We start from the raw sequence: 19,599 nt of genomic DNA, 5'->3' as shown, positions 1-19,599 counted from the left end.
ATGTCCGCATTCTTCATCAACCGGCCGATCTTCGCCTGGGTGATCGCCATCGTGATCATGCTGGGCGGCCTATTGGCGCTCACCACGCTGCCGATCTCGCAATACCCGCAGATCGCGCCCACCACGGTGAACATCAGCGCGACCTATCCGGGTGCTGATGCCCAGACGGTCGAGAATTCGGTGACCAAGGTCATCGAGCAAGGCATGACCGGCATCGACAATCTCGACTACATGACGGCGACGTCGACCTCGACCGGCGCGGCGTCGATCGTCCTGACTTTCACCAGTGCCGCCGATCCCGACACCGCCCAGGTGCAGACGCAGAACAAGCTGCAGCTCGTGCAGTCGCAACTGCCGCAGGTGGTGCAGAGCAACGGCATCACCGTCGCCAAATCCTCGACCGGCTTCCTGATGGTCATCGGCTTTGTCTCGAGCGACGGCAAGATGAACTCGACCGATCTCGCCGACTATATCAACGCTACCGTCAACGACACGCTGAAGCGCGTCGCCGGTGTCGGCTCGACGCAGCTTTTCGGTTCGGGCTATGCCATGCGCATCTGGCTCGACCCCGACAAGCTCGCCAAATATGCGCTGATGCCGAACGATGTGGCCACCGCGATCCAGGCGCAGAACACGCAGGTTTCGGCCGGTCAGCTCGGCGGCCTTCCGGCACGCAAGGGCCAGCAGCTCAACGCCACGGTGACGGCCAAGAGCCGGCTGCAGACCGCCGAACAGTTCCGCAACATCATCTTGAAGAGCCAGACGGACGGCTCGCTGGTTCGCCTCAACGACGTCGCCACCGTCGAGCTCGGCGCCGAAAGCTATACGACGCAGGCCCACTACAATGGCAAGCCGGCGGCGGGCGTCGCCATCAATCTGGCGACCGGCGCCAACGCCATCAGCACCGCCGAGGCGGTGCGCTCGACGATCAACCGCCTGAGCTCGACCTTCCCGCAAGGCGTCGAGGTCGTCTATCCCTACGACACCTCGCCTTTCGTTCGGCTGTCGATCGAGGAGGTGGTCAAGACGCTGGCCGAGGCGATCGTGCTGGTGTTCCTGGTGATGTTCATCTTCCTTCAGAATTTGCGCGCCACCATCATCCCGACCATCGCCGTGCCGGTGGTGCTGCTCGGCACGTTCGGCGTGCTGTCGCTGTTCGGCTATTCGGTCAACACACTGACCATGTTCGCCATGGTGCTGGCCATCGGCCTTCTGGTCGACGACGCCATCGTCGTCGTCGAGAATGTCGAACGCGTGATGCAGGAGGAAGACCTGTCGCCGAAAGAGGCGACGCGAAAATCGATGAACGAAATCACCGGCGCGCTGATCGGCATTGCCACCGTGCTGTCGGCCGTGTTCGTGCCGATGGCCTTCTTCGGCGGCTCGACCGGCATCATCTACCGGCAGTTCTCGGTCACCATAGTCTCGGCCATGGTGCTGTCCGTGCTGGTGGCGCTGGTGCTGACGCCGGCGCTGTGCGCCACCATCCTGCGGCGACCCAAGGATCATGCGACGCAAACCGGTCCGTTCGGCTGGTTCAACCGCGTCTTCGATCGCGGCACCACGGCCTATCGCGACGGCTCGCACGGTATCATCAACCGGTCCTGGCGCTTCCTCGTTGTCTTCCTGGCCATCGTCGTCGCCATGGGCTGGATGTTTGCCCGGCTGCCGAGCTCGTTCCTGCCGGAAGAAGACCAGGGCATCCTGATCACCAGCGTGCAACTGCCGGTCGGCGCAACGCAGGACCGCACCGAGCGCGTGCTGGCCGAGGTGACCGACCACTATCTGAACGACGAAAAGGACGCGGTCGACGGCGTCTTCACCGCCTCCGGCTTCGGCTTTGGCGGCGCCGGGCAGAATGTCGGCATCGGTTTCGTGCGGCTGAAGGATTTCAGCCTGCGCAAATCGCCGGCGTTTGCCGCACGGGCAATCGCCGGCCGTGCGATGGGCGCCTTCTCCAAGATCAGGGATGCGCAGGTCTTCGCGCTTGCTCCTCCCGCCATCCAGGGGTTCGGCAACACCAACGGTTTCGATTTCTACCTGCAGGACGTCAATGGCGCCGGCCATGACGCACTGATCCAGACGCGCAACCAGCTTCTGGCCTTGGCCGGGCAGAGCAAGCTGCTCACCAGCACGCGCCCCAACGGGCAGGAGGACCAGCCGCAATTCTCGGTCGACATCGACCAGGAGAAAGCCAGCGCGCTGGGCGTCAGCCTCGCCGACATCAACAACACGCTTTCAACCGCCTGGGGCAGCAACTATGTCAACGATTTCATCGATCGCGGGCGGGTGAAGCCGGTCTATATGCAGTCCGACGCCGACTTCCGCATGCAGCCGGAAGACCTGGACAAATGGCAGGTCCGCAATGCCAGCGGCGCCATGGTGCCGTTCTCGGCCTTCGCCTCCAGCCACTGGACATTCGGCTCGCCACGGCTCGAACGCTACAATGGTTCGGCAGCGGTCGAAATCCAGGGCGCCGCGGCAGCGGGCGTGAGCTCAGGTGCCGCCATGGACGAGATCGACAGGCTGGTCGCACAACTGCCCGCCGGATATTCGCACGAATGGACAGGCTTGTCGCATCAGGAGCGGCTGTCCGGCAACCAGGCGACATCGCTCTATGCGATCTCGGCGCTGGTCGTGTTCCTGTGCCTGGCCGCACTCTATGAGAGCTGGTCGATCCCGTTCGCGGTCATGCTGTCGGTGCCGATCGGCATCTTCGGCGCGCTGCTGGCGGCCACTCTGTTCGGCCAGACCAACGACGTCTACTTCAAGGTCGGGCTTCTGACCACGATCGGTCTCGCCGCCAAGAACGCCATCCTCATCGTCGAGTTCGCCATCGAGCGGCAGGCGGCCGGCATGGGGCTTGTCGAGGCGACGCTGGAGGCGGCGCGACAACGTCTGCGACCGATCCTGATGACGTCGCTGGCCTTCATCCTCGGCGTCACGCCACTGGCGATCGCCAGTGGTGCTGGCTCGGGGGCGCAGAACTCCGTCGGCATCGGCGTCATGGGCGGCATGATCGCGGCGACCGTGATCGGCGTGTTCCTGGTGCCGCTGTTGTTCGTCACGGTGCGCCGCATCTTCAAGGGCAGGGCAGCCAAGCCGGAGATCGGGCCGGATACCGGGCAGGATACGGGCGAGACGCCGGCACCAGCCAACCAGCAATAAGGGTTTTTCACATGACAGGTTCAGAACGTGGCTCGGTGGCCGCGAGGCACCTCCTTGCGCCTATTTTCAGCGCTGTCCTGCTCGCGGGATGCGTCGTCGGCCCGGATTATCAGGTCCCCATATTGCCGATGCCGGCGAACTGGAGCGGCCAGAAGCCGGCAAAGCCCGCCCAACCGGCGCAACTGGCGAAATGGTGGCAGCGGCTGCGTGATCCCCAACTGAACACGCTCGTCGAGGAAGCGGTTGCCGGCAACCTCGACGTTGCCACCGCGAAAGCCAAGATCCGCGAGGCGCGCGCCAGCTATCGCCAGAGCGCCGGCACATTGCTGCCGTCAGCGGATGGTTCCGGCTCCGTCACCCGCAACAAGTCGGCCGTGACGACGTCCGGCAGCAACGCCATCTACAGCGAATACCAGGCCGGGTTTGACGCCAGCTGGGAACTCGATCTGTTCGGCGCCAACCGCAGGGGCGTCGAGGCCGCGCGCTATGGTGTGGACGCGTCCCAGGAGGAGTTGCGCTCGACCCTGCTGACCCTGGTCGGCGACGTGGCATCCTATTATGCCCAGGCGCGCGGCTATCAGGCCCGCACCGCGCTCGCTCGGCGCTCCGCCGCATCGCAGAGGCAGACCGCCGAACTGACCCGACAGATGGCGCTGGCGGGCACGGCAACCGCCGCCGATGTCGCCAAGGCCATGGGGCAGGCCAGCAGCACCGAAGCGGCGATTCCAACGCTGGAAGCAAGCTATGCCGAGGCCGTCCACCGTCTTTCGGTGCTCACCGGCCGGCCGCCGGCCGCACTCAGCGAGCGGTTGAAGCGCGGCGCTCCGATACCGGCGCCGCGCCTGCCGATGCCGACCGGAATTCCCGCCGACATCCTGCTGTCGCGTCCCGACGTGCGCATGGCGGAGCGCCAGTACGCGCAATATACCACCAAGATCGGCCAAGCCGAAGCGGCCCGCTATCCCTCGGTCAGCCTGACGGGAAACATCAGCACGGCGGCCCTGAACCTCGGCGACCTCGGCAAGAATTCGTCGATCGGCTGGTCCTTCGGGCCGGCGCTCAGCGTGCCATTGTTCAATGCCGGCCAGTTGCAGGCGGCCGTCGACGTCGCCAAGGCGCAACGCGACCAATATTTCATCGCCTACCGGTCTTCCGTGCTGACGGCGCTCGAGGACGTGGAGAATGCTCTTGTTTCGCTGTCGCAGGAGCGCATCAGGGTCGGCAAACTTGCCTCCTCCGCGAAATCCTATGGCGAGGCGGCCCGCCTCGAAACCACGCTCTTCAAGGCCGGCGAGGCGAGCCTTCTCGATGTACTCGACGCCGAGCGGTCGCTTTACACGGCCGAGGACACCATGCTGCAAAGCCGCGTCTTGGTCACCACGCAATACATCGCGCTCAACAAGGCGCTGGGCGGCGGTTGGGACGGCACGGTCGACACCGCGAAGCCGGAGATCGTCGACGTCAAGACCGGCCCGCGACTGGCGTCCAAGGTGGCGGCGCAGTGAAAGGCCGGTACTGGCGAGGCCGCTCTTTCCCACGGAAACGCTGATTGAAAACGCGAGGCTAGAGCAAAATCCGAGCGGATAGAATCGATAGGGGTTTCGTTGGGATTGGAAATCTGATTCAGCATATCTGCTGGATTCGGAGGCCGGCATGGCATGGCGAAATCCTTATCGGAAGATTTGCGGGCTCGGGTGGTCGCAGCGGTTGATGGCGGCCTGTCGCGACGGGCGGCAGCGGCGCGATTTGGCGTGGCGGCGGCAAGCTCGGTGCGTTGGGTCCGGGAATGGCGCGAGACCGGAGCCACCTGCGCAAAGCCGCAGGGCGGCGACAGGCGGTCCCACCGCGTTGAAGCGTATCGCGACATCATCCTGGCGGCGATCGAGAGGCGGGTGGACATCACGCTGGTCGAACTCGCCGAGTTGCTGCGACAGGAGCATGGCGCGTCGTTTGCGACGAGCACGATCTGGCGGTTTCTCGATCGTCACTCCATGACCTTCAAAAAAAACGGCGCACGCCAGCGAGCAGGAGCGGCCAGACGTGGCGGCGCGACGAAACGCCTGGTTCGACGCCCAGCCCGATCTTGATCCCGAGCATCTGGTCTTCATCGACGAGACCGGAGCCTCGACAAAGATGGCTCGACTGCGGGGGCGCACGAAGCGCGGGATGCGGTGCCGATCGCCAATCCCGCATGGCCATTGGAAGACGACGACGTTCACCGGCGCCCTGCGCCTCACTGGCATGACCGCGCCAATGGTCCTGGACGGCCCGATGACTGGCGAATGGTTTGTCGCCTATGTCGAGCAGGTTCTCGTGCCGACGCTGCGGCCCGACGATGTCGTGATCCTCGACAACCTGCCGGCGCACAAAAGCGCAGCCGCCCGTGTGGCGATCGAAGCAACCGGCGCAAGGATGATGTTCCTCCCGCCCTATTCCCCCGACTTCAACCCGATCGAGAACGCCTTTTCCAAGCTGAAATCGATTCTACGCAAAGCCGCCGCACGAACCGTCGCGGAATTGTGGGATACCATCAGCGCCGCACTGCCTTGCTTCACACCAACCGAGTGCGCCAACTACTTCGCCGCAACAGGATATGAGCCGGAATGATCAGATTCTGCTCTAGCCTTCGCGGACAAAGGCCAGGGCGACCACGCGCGGGGCAATGCAATAGGCGAGCCTCGCCCTGCGCCCCGTCTTCGTCGTGGCGAACCCTGCATTCAGGTCGACGGCGATATCCTCATAGCCCAGGATCTGGCGATCAAGCGGATAGACAGCCTTGTAAACGGCTTCCTTGGCTGAAAACAGGATGCGGCCGGCAAGATGCCGATCCACCGCGCCCGTCACGTCCGCACCGGTGCCGACGATCGCGAAAATGTCATCCGGGAGGGGCTGAGCGGGCTCGACATCGATACCGAGTGAGCTGATCTGGGAAATAGGCGCGACCGCCGCCACGGCCATTTCGTCGTCATGCGCGAGCGAACCCGTTATCCCCTGGGGCCACGCCGGCGCGCCCGATGGCGTGCGCAGGATGGCAAAGTCGTTGAAGCCGATATCCGCCAGCAACCCGTGCGCGATCCACCGGGCCGCTCCGCTCGCACGCCGCATGGCCGGCTGGCGTGCCGGGATCGAACGCGCTTCATCGGGCAGCAGATGAGCTTCATCGCCTTCGCGGATCAAGCGGCAACCGATCCGCACACCGCTCGGCGCCATCGCGGCCATCGCCTGCAATAGTGCTTTCTCCGCCAATGAATTCGCAACGGAGGAAGAGGACGGCGTCAACGGTCGCCCATCGGCAGGACGGCGATCATTTCGCCATCCTCGTCGAGCCCCTGTTCCACGAAGCCGGCGTCGCGATAGAGGTTTCGGGCAGCCTCATTCTCGGGCTCGTAGCAGATCGATATCTGTCTTACGTGGCCAAGCTCCCTGATCTCGTCGAGCAATTCGCGCAATGCCGCCTTGCCATGACCTTTGCCCTGGTGGGCGCGGTCGATCATGAAGCGGTAGATCCGCGCGTCGTCCTCCGAGGCGTCATACATCAGGAACCCGACAGCGCGACCGTCAGCCATCACGACGCGTGGCCGCGCGTCCTCGTCACTTTCGGCCTCTTCCAGCGAGTCGGCATTGCCCGCGACGAAATCCGTCTGTTCCGGAGCAAGTTCCAGAGCCGTGACCAGGGCACGGTTGGCCTTGGTCACGGAAACCAGACGGATTTCAGCGGGCTTCAAGCCGAAGTCCCGGAACCGCCGTTCGTAACCGGTGTGACGAACCGGTGCAGCTTGGCCGGATTGCCCCGCCATAGGGAGTTTGGCTCCAACTCTTCGCCCTTCATGACGAAGGAATCGGTGTCGACCACCGAACCGTCACCCATCACCACGCCGTAATGGATGAAGGCGGACGGTCCGAGCGTGCAGCCATTGCCGATGCGGATGAAGTCGGACTTGAACGCGCCTTCCTCCAGCGAATGGGCCTGGATGACACAGCCTTCGTTGAGGGTGACGTCATCGCCGATCTCCACCAGGGAGCGTTCGGTCAGGTTGCTGCCGCCGTCATAGACCCTCTTGCCGACTTTGACGCCCAGCAGGCGCATGATCAAGGGTCGGAATGGCGTGCCGCCAAACAGCCGGACAATCGGCGAATCCGACAGCTTCCAGTGGCGTTCATGGCGCCAGAAAGAAACGTCATAGATTGTCGTCATTTGCGGCTTCAGCCTGCCAAAGCCAAGGCTGGCCCGCTCGATGAGGATGTAGAACGGAATGGTGATCGCCGAGGTCAGCAGCACGGCCACGAACAGCGCCACCTCCGCCCAGTCGGTATAATAGTTGAGCGCGCGATCCCAGATCACCAGCGTTGCGAACAGCATGACCCATTGAACAGCCACGAACAGAAGCACCGTCACGGCGTTGTAGAGGTTCTTGTGCCTGATGCTCTGGCGCCGGTCTTGCTCGTCTATGCCTGCGATAAGCTCCTTGTCGCGGTTCACCATGCGCGGGATTTCAAAGGAAGGCGAACCCAGCAGGCCGACATTCTCGCGCACAGGCCCGTCGATGGGGATCATCACCTTGGTGCCGAGCAGGCAGTTGTCGCCGGTGCGGCCGTCCGGGGGATAGTAGATGTTGTTGCCGAGATAGTTGCGTTCGCCAATTCGGGTCGGCTCCAGCCTGAAGGCGGTGGCGGACTTGTGCATGTTGATCATGAACAGACCGTCCGACACCATGGTCTGGCTGCCGATGTCGCACAGCAGCGGATTTTCATGCTGCTGGTTGCTGCCGAAGTTGGAGCCGGTCTGCACCACCGTGTTCAGGTTCCAGCCGATGGCGCGCATGTAGTGCACGATCGCCGAGCTGTCGCCGAACAGCAGATTGAGGACGCGGGAATTGCTGGAGAATTCGGCGACGGTCTGCAGCCAGTAGCGGAAACCGTAAAGCGTATAGGTGCGGCCGGGCTTCAGAAGCAGGCTCACCAGTCGCGGCACGATCGTCGCGGCAAGGAAGGCCAGGGCGATATAACCGAACAGCGTGACAACGGTGCCGATCGCGACAATGCCGATCGTCTCCTGGTAGTCGTCGCTGACATTCTGCCAATAGCTGTGGAAGAGCAGCGGCAGCGGGGTGACGAGGGTAAACAGCACCACCAGTTGCGCCGTCTCGTAGAGCACGCGACGGACATGGGACGGATTGACGTTGCGCACCTTGCAATAGTCGGCCGTGGTCGGCACGGGCGGCGATCCATGCCAGTGCTCGCCGTCCGGAATGCTCTGCCCGCGCTGCAGCGAGGATGAATGGCCGAGCTGGGCGTTGTCGCCGATCCTGGTGTCGATATCGATGGTGCATCCCACGCCAACGAAGGCGCCGCGGCCGATAGCGATCGGCCCGGTATGGATATAGCCGGACTGGGCGCGGTAGCCGAGAACCATTGATTCCTTGCGCAGGATCGTGTTGTCGCCGATCGAGATCAGATCCGTGCAGACGGGTACGGAGCGGGATTCGATGACGGCGTTGCGCCCGAGCCTGGTCCCGAGAAGCTGCAGGTAGATGCTGTAGAGCGGGCTGCCGCGGAACAGCACGACGGGCGCCGTACGGATCAGTGTCTTGACGACCCAGAAGCGATAGTAGCGCAGGCCCCAGATGGGAAATGCTTCCGCTTTCCAGCGGCCGACGAGCACCCATTTGGCAAGCACGGCAAAGCCCGTCATGCCGAAGAACACGCCTGCCGAAAGCAGCACGCAGCGCAGGTAGAGCTTCAGCGGTTCGTCGAGGGCATCATAGACCCAGTTGAGGCCGTAGTTGAGCGACCACAATCCAACGTAACTGTAGAGCCCGTAGAACGCCAACTGCGCCATTCCGCAGGTCCAGTAGACGAGGTTCGACGTCCGGTGGGTCAGAACCGGCTCATTGGTGGCCGTCGTCATCTCTTCAGGCACGCACAGATGTTTCGCCAGCCGTGCCACCGTCGGATAAAGATAGATGTCGCGCATCGACGTTGTCGCCCACTCCTTCCTGGTGCGCACGCGCGCGCAAAAATGGGCCATGAGCAGCGAGTTGGCGCCGAGATCGTCGAAGAAATTGTCCTCGACGGACACCTCATCGAATTTCAGCACTGCGGAAAGCGCGTCGGCCAGGAAGCGTTCGTCGTCATTGCCGGGCGCTACCATCATTCGATCGGCCGAAAGCCGAATGCTCGTCGGCTTGGGCAACTGGCGAAGGTCCACCTTGTTGGAGACCGTCATCGGGATTGCCGGCAGCTCCTCCAGGTAAGAGGGCACCATGTAATCCGGCAGGCGTCGCTTCATCGTCTGGGCGAGGTCGGCACGGGAGATCGCCGGTACGCCGGTCTTCGGTGCGTAATAGGCGACGAGTTCGACGCGGCCCGGCTCGATCTCCCAGGTGGTGACGGCGGCCTGCGCGATGTCGGGCTGGTCCAGCAGCACCGCCTCGATCTCGCCGAGTTCGATGCGATATCCCCGGATCTTCACCTGCGTGTCGATGCGCCCGTTATACTCGATCTCTCCGTTATCGTTGATCCGGCCAAGGTCGCCCGTCCGGTAGATGCGCTTCGACGGGTTGTTGGGCAGGTCGAGGAAGTCGGCAATGAATTTCTGTTCGGTCAGGTCCGGCCTGTTGAGATAGCCGACGGCGAGCCCGATGCCGGCAATGCTGATCTCACCCAGTTCACCAGGCGCGGCAAGCTCCGACACCGAGGGGTCGAGAATGACGATCGAGTAGGTGGGCAGCGGGGCACCGATCGTGACAGCGCTGTCGGGCGTTAGCACGCCCATCGTTGCCGTGACGGTGGCTTCAGTCGGGCCATAGGTGTTGAGGATTTGCCGTCCGGGCTTCGACCAGCGCACCACCAGATTGTGGGGGCAGGCCTCGCCCCCAACCAGCAGCGTGCGCAGGCTGGGCACGTCGCTTGCCATGGACGACAGAAGCGTCGGGCTGCAGGCCATGCAGGTGATGTCATGGTGGCGCAGGAAATCGGCGAGTTCCTCGCCCACGAGAGGCAGCTGGCCCGGCGCCGGTACGACCGTCGCGCCTGCGACAAAGGGCACCCAGATCTCCTCGGCGGAAAAGTCGAAGGCGATGGTCATGCCCTGATAGACGCGATCGCCCGGCTGGTATCCGTAGGATACGGCAGCGACCCGCACGAAGTTGACGAAGCTCTGGTGCTTGATGACCACGCCCTTGGGCCGGCCGGTCGTGCCCGACGTGTAGAGGATGTAGCAGGTATCGTCGCCGGGTGACTTGTGTGGCTTCAGCGGCGCGTCGGACTGCGCGGCGATCTCGGAAGCGGCGCTGTCGATCAGCACATGGGGAACGGGCAGTTGATCGGCTCGCGACGCGTAGGCGGCGATGGTGATGATCAGTCCCACGCTGGCGTCTTCGATGATGAGCGTCATGCGCTCTTGCGGGAAGGCGGTGGCGAGCGGAACGAAGGCCGCGCCCGCCTTCATCACCGCAAGCACGGCGATATAGGTTTCGACCGACCGGTCGAGAATGAGCCCGACACGGTGACCCGGCCGCACGCCCCGCTTGATCAGCAGACGGGCGAACTGGTTGGCCCGCTTGTTCAGCTCCTGATAGGTCCAGACACGCCCGTCCGAGATCACCGCCGGCAACGAAGCGAAGGTCGTGGCCAGTTGCTCGAAGACTTTATCGAGCCGCTCATCAGGCTGTCCTTGTTGAGCAAAGTCGGCGCCCGTCAGAATCTGGGGGCGTGCGATCATGCCGGGAGCAGCGATGATCCTTGCCGAGGCATCCGAGCCGGTCTTTCCTTCGGGCTGGCCGCCAGAAATTGACGCCGCGCCCCGGCCAAGTTCGGCCCCATCAACACTATGATCCATTTCCATACTTTCCAGTCATAAGCCGAACTTCGTCGGTCATATGTTTTCACGCGGGGCGTTGTGCCGCTTGTCCCAGCAAGCATTGTCTATCGGCTGACTTTGCCCAACTGCACTTGATCTCTTCTCCATGGCGATTTGCGCGGAGGAAGAGTTCGCAATTCTAAGCGGGAACTGCCGGTCACCCCCGACTCTCGCCCATCTGAGGCGGCCGATATCACATAAAACGGTGATCGGGAACGCGACCGGCTGTCCGAAAACAGTATTCTATGGCCGATTCTTGACCAACTGAGGCATTTCTGGCGCGCCTTCGCCTCCAGAGGGCGGACGGAAGCTCTGAAACGCCGGGATGAGCCAGGCTGGGGTTGCTTGGCGCCAGAGCATGATCCCGAAAAGCTGTTTCTCGGACAAACGGTTCCCGTTTGTCCGAGATCATGCTCAAACACAGAGATAGAACTCCATCCCGGTTCCATCGGGATGGAACAGGCGCTAGCGGTAATCCAGCCCGATATCGAGCACGGGCGCACTGTGCGTCAGCCAGCCGATCGAGATGAGATCGACGCCGGTGGCGGCGATCGCGGGCGCTGTCGTGGGTGTTATGCGTCCCGATGCCTCCGTGATTGCCCGACCGTCGACCATCGCAACGGCCTTGCCGAGATCCTCCAGCGACATGTTGTCGAGCAGGACGGCGTCAACGCCAAGATCCAGGGCCTGGGTGAGCTGGTCCAGCGTATCGACCTCGACTTCGACCTTCACAAGATGGCCGACGCTGGCGCGCACTCGTTCGATCGCCGGGCGGATGCCCTTGGCGATGGCGATGTGATTGTCCTTGATCAGTACTGCGTCGTCGAGGCCGAAGCGATGGTTCGAGCCACCGCCGGCCCGCACCGCGTATTTCTCAAGCGCCCGCAAACCAGGTGTCGTCTTGCGGGTGCAGACGATCCTTGCCTTGTGTCCGCGCACGGCCTCGACGACCGAGCCGGTGGCCGTGGCGATGCCGCTCAGATGGCTGAGGAAGTTGAGCGCGGTACGCTCCGCCGTCAGCAGGCCCCGGCCGGGGCCGCTCACGGTCGCGATGACATCTCCCGCCTGGACCGCGCTGCCGTCGGGCCGCTCGATCTTCACCTGGATTGCCGGATCGATCAGTTGGAAGGCAAGCACCGCGAGGTCTAGGCCGGCAATCCTGCCGGGCTGGCGGGTGGTCATCACCATGGTTTCCAGATGATCCGCGGGGACGATGGCATTGGTGGTCAGGTCGCCAGCCCGGCCGAGATCTTCCAGCAGTGCCGCGCGCACCAGCGGTTCGAACATGATCGCGGGAAGTTGTGGAAGGTTCATGGCTCAGGCGCTCCGGGCATGCGGGAATGTTTCGAAAGGCAGGCCTCGTGCCGCGTCAAGCGCCTCGTCCAGGCGCAGGCGCGAGCGCCGCGCTACAGCGGCTTTCGGCGGGAAATCCGTCCTGAAGTGCGCGCCCCGGCTTTCCTCGCGCTGCAAAGCCGCGATTGCGATCATCAGGCCAACCGCCGCCGGGTCTGACGCGGCGGCGTGGCCCTGGGCGATGGGAAGGAGCGAGGCAATGGCGTCGCCCAGGTCTTCACCGCTCCGTAGCACACCCAGGGTGCGCGCCAGGATCGGGCGAATGGAGGCGGGATCGGGCCGTGGCGGCATGGTTGCGGCGACTGGCTGGCGGTCGCGCCGGACCGCCGTGCCGGCAACGCTTTGCGCAACCCGCTTGGAGCAAACCACGGCCTCGGTCAGTGAGTTGCTTGCCAGCCGGTTGGCGCCATGAAGCCCGGTACAGGCGGCTTCGCCGCAAGCCCACAGCCCGGCGACGGAACTCCGTCCGGCCGCGTCCACCGCGATGCCGCCCATGTGGTAGTGCGCGGCGGGGCGGATCGGAATGGGATCGCTCGCGGGGTCGATGCCGGCATTCTTGCAGAAGGCATGAATCGCCGGAAAGCGGGACGCGAAGTCGGAGCCGGGTCTTTGGCGTGCATCGAGATAGACCTTGTGACCCGCCGCGAGATGTTTCCAGACCGCGCGCGCCACGATATCGCGTGCCGCAAGATCGCCTCCTTCCAGAAAACGCCGGCCGGCCTCGTCAATCAGGATTGCGCCTTCGCCACGCACGGCCTCGCTGACCAGATGCATGGGACGGGTCGGGCCGTCGAGCGCGGTTGGGTGAAACTGGATGAATTCCATGTCGGCCAGTTCCGCGCCGGCCCGTGCCGCCAGCGCCAGGCCCTGGCCGAAGCAGCCAAGCGGGTTTGTCGTATCTGGGAACAGGCCGCCAATGCCGCCCGTGGCGATGACGACGCGCTGCGTGGCAAACAGGACTGGACCTTTGGGCGCTTCGGCAAGCACGCCTGCCATGGCGCCATCATGGACGATCAGCCGTCGCGCCTCCATGCCCGTGGCCACCGTGATGCTCGGCGTGTTGAGGACGGCGGCGGTCAGCGCCCGCACCAATTCGCGGCCGGTGCCATCTCCCGCGGCATGAACGATGCGGTGCCGCGAATGCGCGGCCTCCAGGCCGAGCAATGGCGCTCCGTTTCGATCGCGATCGAAGCGAACGCCAAGACCGGCCAGCGCCTCGATCTCGGCCTGGGCAGCATGCACGATGCTGCTTGCGGCATGGATATCGCATAGGCCATCGCCGGCAGCGAGCGTATCGGCGAGATGCAGTGCGGGATTGTCGTCGGCGCCAAGGCTGGCCGCCAGGCCGCCTTGCGCCAGGGTGCTGGATGCGTCCTTGCCCAAGGCGGATTTCGACAGGAGCAGCACGGGCTCCGGCGCCAGGTGAAGCGCGGTCATCAGCCCGGCGATGCCGCCGCCGATGATGACCGGTCGGCCGTCACCAGCATGAATATCCATGGTCATATAGCCAGCATCCGCTCGACGGCGAGCCGCGCCCGGCCGGCAATCCCGGCATCGATAGTCACGACATGCCGGTTTTGCTCGAGAGCCTCGCGGATATTGCCCAGCGTGATCCGCTTCATGTGCGGGCACAGATTGCAGGGGCGGATGAACTCCACGTCGGGATGATCCACCGCGACATTGTCGCTCATCGAGCACTCTGTCATCAGCACGACTCGCGCCGGCTTTTGTCGTCCGACATAGTCGGACATGGCAGCCGTCGAGCCAGAGAAATCCGCTTCCGCGACCACTTCCGGCGGACATTCGGGGTGCGCCAGCACCGTCACGCCAGGATGGTCTTCGCGCAACTGGCGGATCTCGGCGGGGCTGAACCGCTCATGCACCTCGCAATGGCCCTTCCAGGCGATGATTTTCACGGCGGTCTGCGCGGCGATATTCTGAGCCAGATATTCATCCGGCAGCATGATCACCTGGGGAACGCCGAGCGCCTCCACGACAGCCTTGGCATTGCCTGACGTGCAGCAGATGTCGGACTCCGCCTTCACGGCGGCGGAGGTGTTGACATAGGTGACGATCGGTACCCCGGGATAGCGCTGCCGCAGCAAGCGGACATCCTCGGGGGTGATGGAATCGGCGAGCGAGCAGCCGGCTCGCGTGTCCGGTATGAGCACGGTCTTGTCCGGGTTGAGCAATTTTGCCGTCTCGGCCATGAAATGCACCCCGGCGAGAACGATGACGTCTGCTTCGACCGTCATCGCCTTGCGGGCGAGTGCCAGGCTGTCGCCGACGATGTCGGCGACGCAGTGGAAGATCTCCGGCGTCTGATAATTATGCGCCAGGATGACGGCGTTGCGCTGCCGCTTGAGGTCAAGGATGGCCTCGACATCCCCGGCAAACACCGGCCACTCAATGGGAGGAATGACGCGCTTGACCCGGTCGTACAGGGCGACGCTGCGTGCGGAAACGGTGGTCATCATGGCGCTAATTATGCTCCAGTTGAGTATAAGAGGAGCATATGCTTAACTTGAGCATAAGGAATGTCAAGCGCGCGAAAGTGGTAATTTCGTTCCTGCGACAGCGCGTTCAGCCAGCACCGTCTGGCGGAAGCGGAAGCGCTTCGCCGGGCGCCCGCCGGTGTCGGACATCGTCTCGCCGGTCTCCTCGACCAGGTCCTGCTGTTCGATGAGGCGCCGGAAATTCTGCTTGTGCACGAGCCCGCCGGACAGCGCCTCCACGGTGCGTTGCAGCTGAAGCAACGTGAATGCCGGCGGCATCAGCTCGAACACGACCGGGCGGTATTTGATCTTGGTCCGAAGCCTGGCAATTCCCGTCGCCAGGATACGGCGGTGGTCGGCAATCATCGGCTGGCCGGGGAAGGGCGGCGCGCCGCCGGTACCTGGCCCACGCAAGGCTTCCGCCACCAGCGCGGCCTCATAGAGCAGTTCGTAGCGCTGCAAGACGAGTTCCTCGTTCCAGGCGCGGCCGTCCAGGCCAAAGGCGATCGCCGCGCGCTGCCTGCGGTCATCTCGCATGTCGGTGGTCTTCGCCTCGTCGGCCCAGGCCCGTAGGCGTGGCATCAAGATAGCCGGCAAAATAGATGGCACGCCGGCGCGGTGATCCTCCCATGGGAAGTAGTCATACCAGTTGCGCCAGCTATGCGTCGTCGGCCCGTCCGCCGGCTCTTCGCGCGTCAGTCCGAGATAGCTGATCGAAATCACCCGTTGCACAGGCTCGTCGCCGATCCTGTCGCGGTCCGCGAATGTATAGAGCTGTTCGATATAGCCCAGCGGATGGTGGGTCTGGCGCTCCACCCATGCCCTGAGTCCGGACTGCAGGGAGCGATGGCCAAGCTCGAACGGGCCCGATGGCAAGGCACCTTCATGGCCAACGGTCAGCACGCGTGGCTTGCCATCCGTCACGGCGATCACGACCGCGATCAGATCCGCGCTGACCGTCTGGCTGCGGTTATCTCCAGCGGGCTGTTTGGCGGCTTGTCTGGTCATGTCCTGCACTGGTTTCGACTGAATTCCGATATGAAGTCGCCTGACGTCGTCGAGCTTGCCAAAAAGTGGACTGCTGCCTTGCGCCCGTCAACATTGCAGCCGTTCCGGGGGTAGCTCCGCATAAGCCGGCATTTACCGCCTGCCTAGGGTTGCCTTGTCTTTCGCTGGGCATCGACGATCGCGCGCAACGGCGTCTCGATGCCCGGTGTGGAGGCGAAAACGGCCAGACCGTATTGTCCGTCCCCGATAAGCGGAAAACCGGTCGTGCGCCCGCCGGCCTCTTCCACCAGCAGCAACCCCGCCAGCACATCCCAGGCGAAGAGATGGGCTTCGACATAGGCGTCGATACGCCCAGAGGCGACCTGCGCGAGCCCGCGCGCCGCAGAGCCGAATTGCATGAATTCGCAGCCGGCATCGAGAAGACGGTCGAGCAGGGCCAGATAGTCGGCCAGCGGCGCCTTGCGCGAATAGCCGGCTTCCACGGCCGCCCGCCGGATGTCCTGTGTCGCGCTGACATGCATCGGCGCGCCATTGCAGAAAGCACCGTGGCCGCGCCGTGCCGTGAACATCTCATCCGCCACGGGGTCGTACACGATGCCAATCTCGGTGGTGCCGCCAACGCTGAAGGCGATGGAAATCGCGAAGCTTGCAATGCCGCGCGCGAAATTTCCGGTGCCGTCTATGGGGTCGACCACCCAGGTCCTCGCTGCAATCATCCCTCCCGATTCTTCGGTCAGGATTCCGTCATCGGGATAATGTTCGGCAATCGAATGGCGGATCAGGCAATCGACTTCATGGTCCGCGATGGTGACAAGGTCCTGCGGGCCTTTCTCGACCGTCCGCAGATCCCCACCCTTGCGAAAGTGGTGCATGGCCACGGCACCCGCCTGCCTGGCCAACGCAACGGCGAAGTCGAAACGTCTGGTAAGGTCGATCTCACTCAAGGGCATTGGCGATACTCTCCGGCCGACGCGGTCATGCCTTCGCCGGCCATGACGCCGCTGCCGGCAAGCCGCCAAGCGCCACCGAAATCCGGTCCGCATGGTCGATGAGCGAACGGGTCAACGGCGGCAAAGCGTGATCCGGCAGCAATTGCTTGAGCGTGGTGACGCTGATCGCGCCGATGGCCGCGCCGTCATGGCCGAAGATCGCCGCCGCTATGCAGACGACCCCCGCATGATCTTCCTCGTCGTCCAGCGCATAGTGGCGGGAGACGACCGTATCGAGCGCTGATGTCAGCGCCGGCATCGTGCTGAGCGTCTTGGGTGTGCGGGCCGAATAGCCTGTGCGCTCGAGTATGTCGATCGCCTGCTGGCGAGGCATCGCCGCGAGAAATATCTTGCCGACCGCCGAACAATGCGGCCGCTCGCGTCGTCCAAGCGCGGCATCGAAGCGAATGGCGTCGGGCGCATCGGCCCGGCCGACGACGACGGCCGCATCCTCGTCCCATATCGCCACGCGCGAGGTGATGCCGGTCGCCTGCGTCAGCTGGCGCAGCACCGGCATCGCGACTTCGGCGACGCCGGTTCCGGCTGCCGCAAGATCGCCAAGCCGGACCAGTGCGAGACCGAGCCGGTAGCGCTTGCTCATGCCTTCGCCGGTGTCGGACACGATACCGGCCGCCTTCAGGCTGAGCAGGATCGCATAAGCGGCTGCCTTGGTGATTCCCGCCGTCAGCGCCAGGTCGGTCAAGCGGGCACCGTCTTTTCCCGCGTTGGCGATCTTGTCGATGATGTCGAGCGCGCGGCCGACACTTTGCACCCGATATCGGTCTCCACTCATCGAACAATCCTGTCGGGCGTCATCAAACAGACATGCGTCTCATGAATTAATAGTAAACATGATTTAGTATTACTAAACAATAGCAAGAGCCATCATTTTTAGACCGGTGTGACGCCGGACCTGAAAAGCCATCGGAACACATTATGAAATTGACAGTCGCGACATCGCGGAAGGGACGTTCCGCTGCCGTTCATGGCCCTGTCGATGATCGTATGGGCGACCATCGCAAAGCCCTTGCGGTTGGATGATGACAGGCCGCGTGAACCGCTCCTGGCTCGCATGGATCGGTCTGGCGCCGTTCCTCATCTTCGTCATGGCTTTCGAGATCCTGCCGGTCCTCACCTTGCTGCGGTCCAGCCTGACCGGAGAAGGCGGCCCGACGCTGGACAATTTCGCACGCGCCCTGACGCCGACGACGCTGACGGCTTTTACCAACAGCCTGAAACTGGCCGTCGCAACGGCATTGGGCGGCACCCTCTTCGGTTCGGTGGTGGCCTACGCCATCGTCACCTCCCGCAGTCCCGCGATGCGCCATGCCATGACGGCGCTCGCCAATGTCGCCGCCAATTTCGGCGGCGCACCGCTCGCCTTCGCTTTCGTGATCACGCTGGGATCGACCGGCTTCGTCACGCTCCTGCTGGGCTATCTCGGAGTCCAGCTCTATCCGGATTTCCGCATCTACTCGATCACTGGGCTCGGCATCGCCTACCTCTACTTCCAGACCCCGCTCGCCATCCTGCTGGTGATGCCGGCGCTCCTCGGCCTGCGGCCCGAATGGCGGGAGGCCGCCGAAATCCTCGGCGCCACGACATCGCAATATTGGGTGCGTATCGCCCTGCCCATCCTGGCGCCGGCGATATCGGCGAGCTTCTTCCTGCTGTTTGCCAATGCCTTCGGCGCCTACGCGACCGCCTGGACGCTGACCGGGTCTGACGTCAATCTCATACCCGTGCAGATCGCCGCCCTGGTGCGCGGGGAAGTCGTGCTTGATCCATCCCTGGCGGATGCGCTGGCCATTCTCTCGTTGCTGGTGATGGCTGTCTGCCTGCTCGCCTACCAATATTTCGCGCGCCGGATGAGGCGCAAGGCATGAACGCGGGCTCTCTCACATGGCGTGCGCCGGTCATTGGCGTCTTCGTCGCCTTCATGACTGTTCCGGTGATTGCCACCGCGCTGTTTTCCATCGCGACGCGCTGGGACCGCACCCTGTGGCCGGAGGGCCTGACGCTGAACTGGTGGATCAAGGTCGCGTCACGCTCGGCTTTCACCGACACGTTGATGAATTCGTTCTGGGTCGCCATGACATCGATGCTGGTTTCGCTGATCATCGTGGCGCCGGCGGCTTATCTCGCCCACACAAGGCTTCCGCGCGCCAAGCCGTGGCTCGAATTCCTGTCGATCGTGCCGTTTTCGCTGCCGGGAGTCGTGCTGGCGCTCGGCCTGATCCGGCTCTACTCGAAACTGCCGCTACCGCTCATCAACACGCCCAACATCCTGATCGCGGCCTATGTGATCGTCACACTGCCCTTCATGTACCGCGCTGTCATGAACACGCTGGAGAGCGTGGACACGCGCCTGCTTGTCGAGGCCGCGCAAAGCCTCGGCGCAAGTCCGCTTCAGGTCCTTGCCTGGGTCATCGTGCCCAACATCGCCTCCGGCATCGTCAATGGCTGCCTGCTGGTGCTCTCGGCGGTCTTTTCCGAGTTCGTCCTGGCCAATCTGCTGATCGGCACGCGGCTGAAGACGTTTCCGATCTATCTCGTCGAATTCACGCGTTCCGATGCGCGGCAGGCCAGCGCGCTGGCACTGATGAGTTTCGTGATCGCCTGGATCATTTCGCTCGCCATCCTCTGGACGGCCGGGCGGCCGGCCCGAAATCGGCAAAACGACAGCCCAACCCGGAGCCGCTAGCGCGGCAAGGCCTGCATCCCA

General features: G+C 63.7%; 14 protein-coding genes. 5 read left to right on the top strand and 9 right to left on the bottom strand.

The window, feature by feature from the left end:
• The 3 genes from LGH82_RS17425 (at nucleotide 1) to LGH82_RS17415 (ending at nucleotide 5,775) form a co-directional block, all read left to right on the top strand.
• Nucleotides 1–3,168 carry an efflux RND transporter permease subunit gene (locus LGH82_RS17425; RefSeq protein WP_227343926.1) on the top strand — a complete coding sequence of 1,056 codons (3,168 nt, stop codon included), beginning with the start codon at nucleotides 1–3 and terminating at the stop codon, nucleotides 3,166–3,168.
• Between the two features lie 11 nt (nucleotides 3,169–3,179).
• Nucleotides 3,180–4,673, top strand: coding sequence for an efflux transporter outer membrane subunit (locus LGH82_RS17420; RefSeq protein ID WP_227343925.1), 1,494 nt, complete (start codon nucleotides 3,180–3,182; stop codon nucleotides 4,671–4,673).
• Between the two features lie 153 nt (nucleotides 4,674–4,826).
• A protein-coding gene (locus LGH82_RS17415; protein ID WP_227343924.1) for an IS630 family transposase occupies nucleotides 4,827–5,775 on the top strand; the annotation gives its coding sequence in 2 pieces (ribosomal slippage) (nucleotides 4,827–5,170 and nucleotides 5,169–5,775; 951 coding nt in all).
• A 12-nt stretch (nucleotides 5,776–5,787) separates the two neighbouring features.
• Here LGH82_RS17415 and LGH82_RS17410 read toward each other — a convergent pair.
• The 9 genes from LGH82_RS17410 to LGH82_RS17370 form a co-directional block, all read right to left on the bottom strand.
• Entirely contained in the window at nucleotides 5,788–6,387 is a 600-nt protein-coding gene (locus LGH82_RS17410; protein ID WP_227343923.1) for a 4'-phosphopantetheinyl transferase family protein, read from the bottom strand.
• 56 nt (nucleotides 6,388–6,443) lie between these two features.
• Complete coding sequence (locus LGH82_RS17405) at nucleotides 6,444–6,893, bottom strand: GNAT family N-acetyltransferase (RefSeq protein ID WP_227343922.1); 450 nt, start codon at nucleotides 6,891–6,893, stop codon at nucleotides 6,444–6,446.
• Nucleotides 6,890–11,014 (bottom strand): Pls/PosA family non-ribosomal peptide synthetase, encoded by a 4,125-nt coding sequence (locus LGH82_RS17400; protein ID WP_227343921.1) that lies wholly within the window; start codon nucleotides 11,012–11,014, stop codon nucleotides 6,890–6,892. The genes LGH82_RS17405 and LGH82_RS17400 overlap by 4 nt, the downstream gene beginning before the upstream one ends.
• 480 nt (nucleotides 11,015–11,494) lie before the next feature.
• The gene (gene nadC / locus LGH82_RS17395; protein WP_227343920.1) at nucleotides 11,495–12,343 is read right to left on the bottom strand and encodes a carboxylating nicotinate-nucleotide diphosphorylase; all 849 of its coding nucleotides are present in this window, start codon (nucleotides 12,341–12,343) and stop codon (nucleotides 11,495–11,497) included.
• Nucleotides 12,344–12,346: 3 nt separating this feature from the next.
• A complete protein-coding gene (locus tag LGH82_RS17390; protein WP_227343919.1) occupies nucleotides 12,347–13,885 on the bottom strand; it encodes an L-aspartate oxidase in 1,539 nt (512 codons plus the stop codon).
• A complete protein-coding gene (gene nadA, locus LGH82_RS17385) occupies nucleotides 13,882–14,856 on the bottom strand; it encodes a quinolinate synthase NadA (RefSeq protein WP_227349618.1) in 975 nt (324 codons plus the stop codon). The genes LGH82_RS17390 and nadA overlap by 4 nt, the downstream gene beginning before the upstream one ends.
• Before the next feature lie 66 nt (nucleotides 14,857–14,922).
• Nucleotides 14,923–15,885 carry an NUDIX hydrolase gene (locus LGH82_RS17380; protein ID WP_227343918.1) on the bottom strand — a complete coding sequence of 321 codons (963 nt, stop codon included), beginning with the start codon at nucleotides 15,883–15,885 and terminating at the stop codon, nucleotides 14,923–14,925.
• A 143-nt stretch (nucleotides 15,886–16,028) separates the two neighbouring features.
• On the bottom strand, nucleotides 16,029–16,835 hold the full coding sequence (locus LGH82_RS17375) for an inositol monophosphatase family protein (RefSeq protein WP_227343917.1): 807 nt from the start codon (nucleotides 16,833–16,835) through the stop codon (nucleotides 16,029–16,031).
• 25 nt (nucleotides 16,836–16,860) lie between these two features.
• Nucleotides 16,861–17,667, bottom strand: a complete 807-nt coding sequence (locus LGH82_RS17370; protein ID WP_227343916.1) for an IclR family transcriptional regulator — start codon at nucleotides 17,665–17,667, stop codon at nucleotides 16,861–16,863.
• A 259-nt stretch (nucleotides 17,668–17,926) separates the two neighbouring features.
• Here LGH82_RS17370 and LGH82_RS17365 point away from each other — a divergent pair, with 259 nt between their 5' ends.
• Both LGH82_RS17365 and LGH82_RS17360 read left to right on the top strand, forming a co-directional pair.
• A complete protein-coding gene (locus LGH82_RS17365; RefSeq protein WP_227343915.1) occupies nucleotides 17,927–18,760 on the top strand; it encodes an ABC transporter permease in 834 nt (277 codons plus the stop codon).
• Nucleotides 18,757–19,578 carry an ABC transporter permease gene (locus tag LGH82_RS17360; RefSeq protein ID WP_227343914.1) on the top strand — a complete coding sequence of 274 codons (822 nt, stop codon included), beginning with the start codon at nucleotides 18,757–18,759 and terminating at the stop codon, nucleotides 19,576–19,578. Before LGH82_RS17365 ends, LGH82_RS17360 begins: the two co-directional genes overlap by 4 nt.
• Nucleotides 19,579–19,599 lie beyond the last annotated feature (21 nt).

Source organism: Mesorhizobium sp. PAMC28654, assembly GCF_020616515.1.
GTDB lineage: Bacteria > Pseudomonadota > Alphaproteobacteria > Rhizobiales > Rhizobiaceae > Mesorhizobium.
The sequence above is the reverse complement of the archived record's forward strand: the minus strand, read 5'-3'. Positions and strand labels throughout refer to the sequence as shown.

Excerpts from the sequence above, each read along its gene's own strand:
- LGH82_RS17425 (WP_227343926.1), top strand. The coding sequence starts at position 1 with ATGTCCGCATTCTTCATCAACCGGCCGATCTTCGCCTGGGTGATCGCC.
- LGH82_RS17420 (WP_227343925.1), top strand. The coding sequence starts at position 3,180 with ATGACAGGTTCAGAACGTGGCTCGGTGGCCGCGAGGCACCTCCTTGCG.
- LGH82_RS17410 (WP_227343923.1), bottom strand. The coding sequence starts at position 6,387 with ATGGCCGCGATGGCGCCGAGCGGTGTGCGGATCGGTTGCCGCTTGATC.
- LGH82_RS17400 (WP_227343921.1), bottom strand. The coding sequence starts at position 11,014 with ATGGAAATGGATCATAGTGTTGATGGGGCCGAACTTGGCCGGGGCGCG.
- nadC (WP_227343920.1), bottom strand. The coding sequence starts at position 12,343 with ATGAACCTTCCACAACTTCCCGCGATCATGTTCGAACCGCTGGTGCGC.
- LGH82_RS17390 (WP_227343919.1), bottom strand. The coding sequence starts at position 13,885 with ATGACCATGGATATTCATGCTGGTGACGGCCGACCGGTCATCATCGGC.
- nadA (WP_227349618.1), bottom strand. The coding sequence starts at position 14,856 with ATGACCACCGTTTCCGCACGCAGCGTCGCCCTGTACGACCGGGTCAAG.
- LGH82_RS17380 (WP_227343918.1), bottom strand. The coding sequence starts at position 15,885 with ATGACCAGACAAGCCGCCAAACAGCCCGCTGGAGATAACCGCAGCCAG.
- LGH82_RS17375 (WP_227343917.1), bottom strand. The coding sequence starts at position 16,835 with ATGCCCTTGAGTGAGATCGACCTTACCAGACGTTTCGACTTCGCCGTT.
- LGH82_RS17370 (WP_227343916.1), bottom strand. The coding sequence starts at position 17,667 with ATGAGTGGAGACCGATATCGGGTGCAAAGTGTCGGCCGCGCGCTCGAC.
- LGH82_RS17360 (WP_227343914.1), top strand. The coding sequence starts at position 18,757 with ATGAACGCGGGCTCTCTCACATGGCGTGCGCCGGTCATTGGCGTCTTC.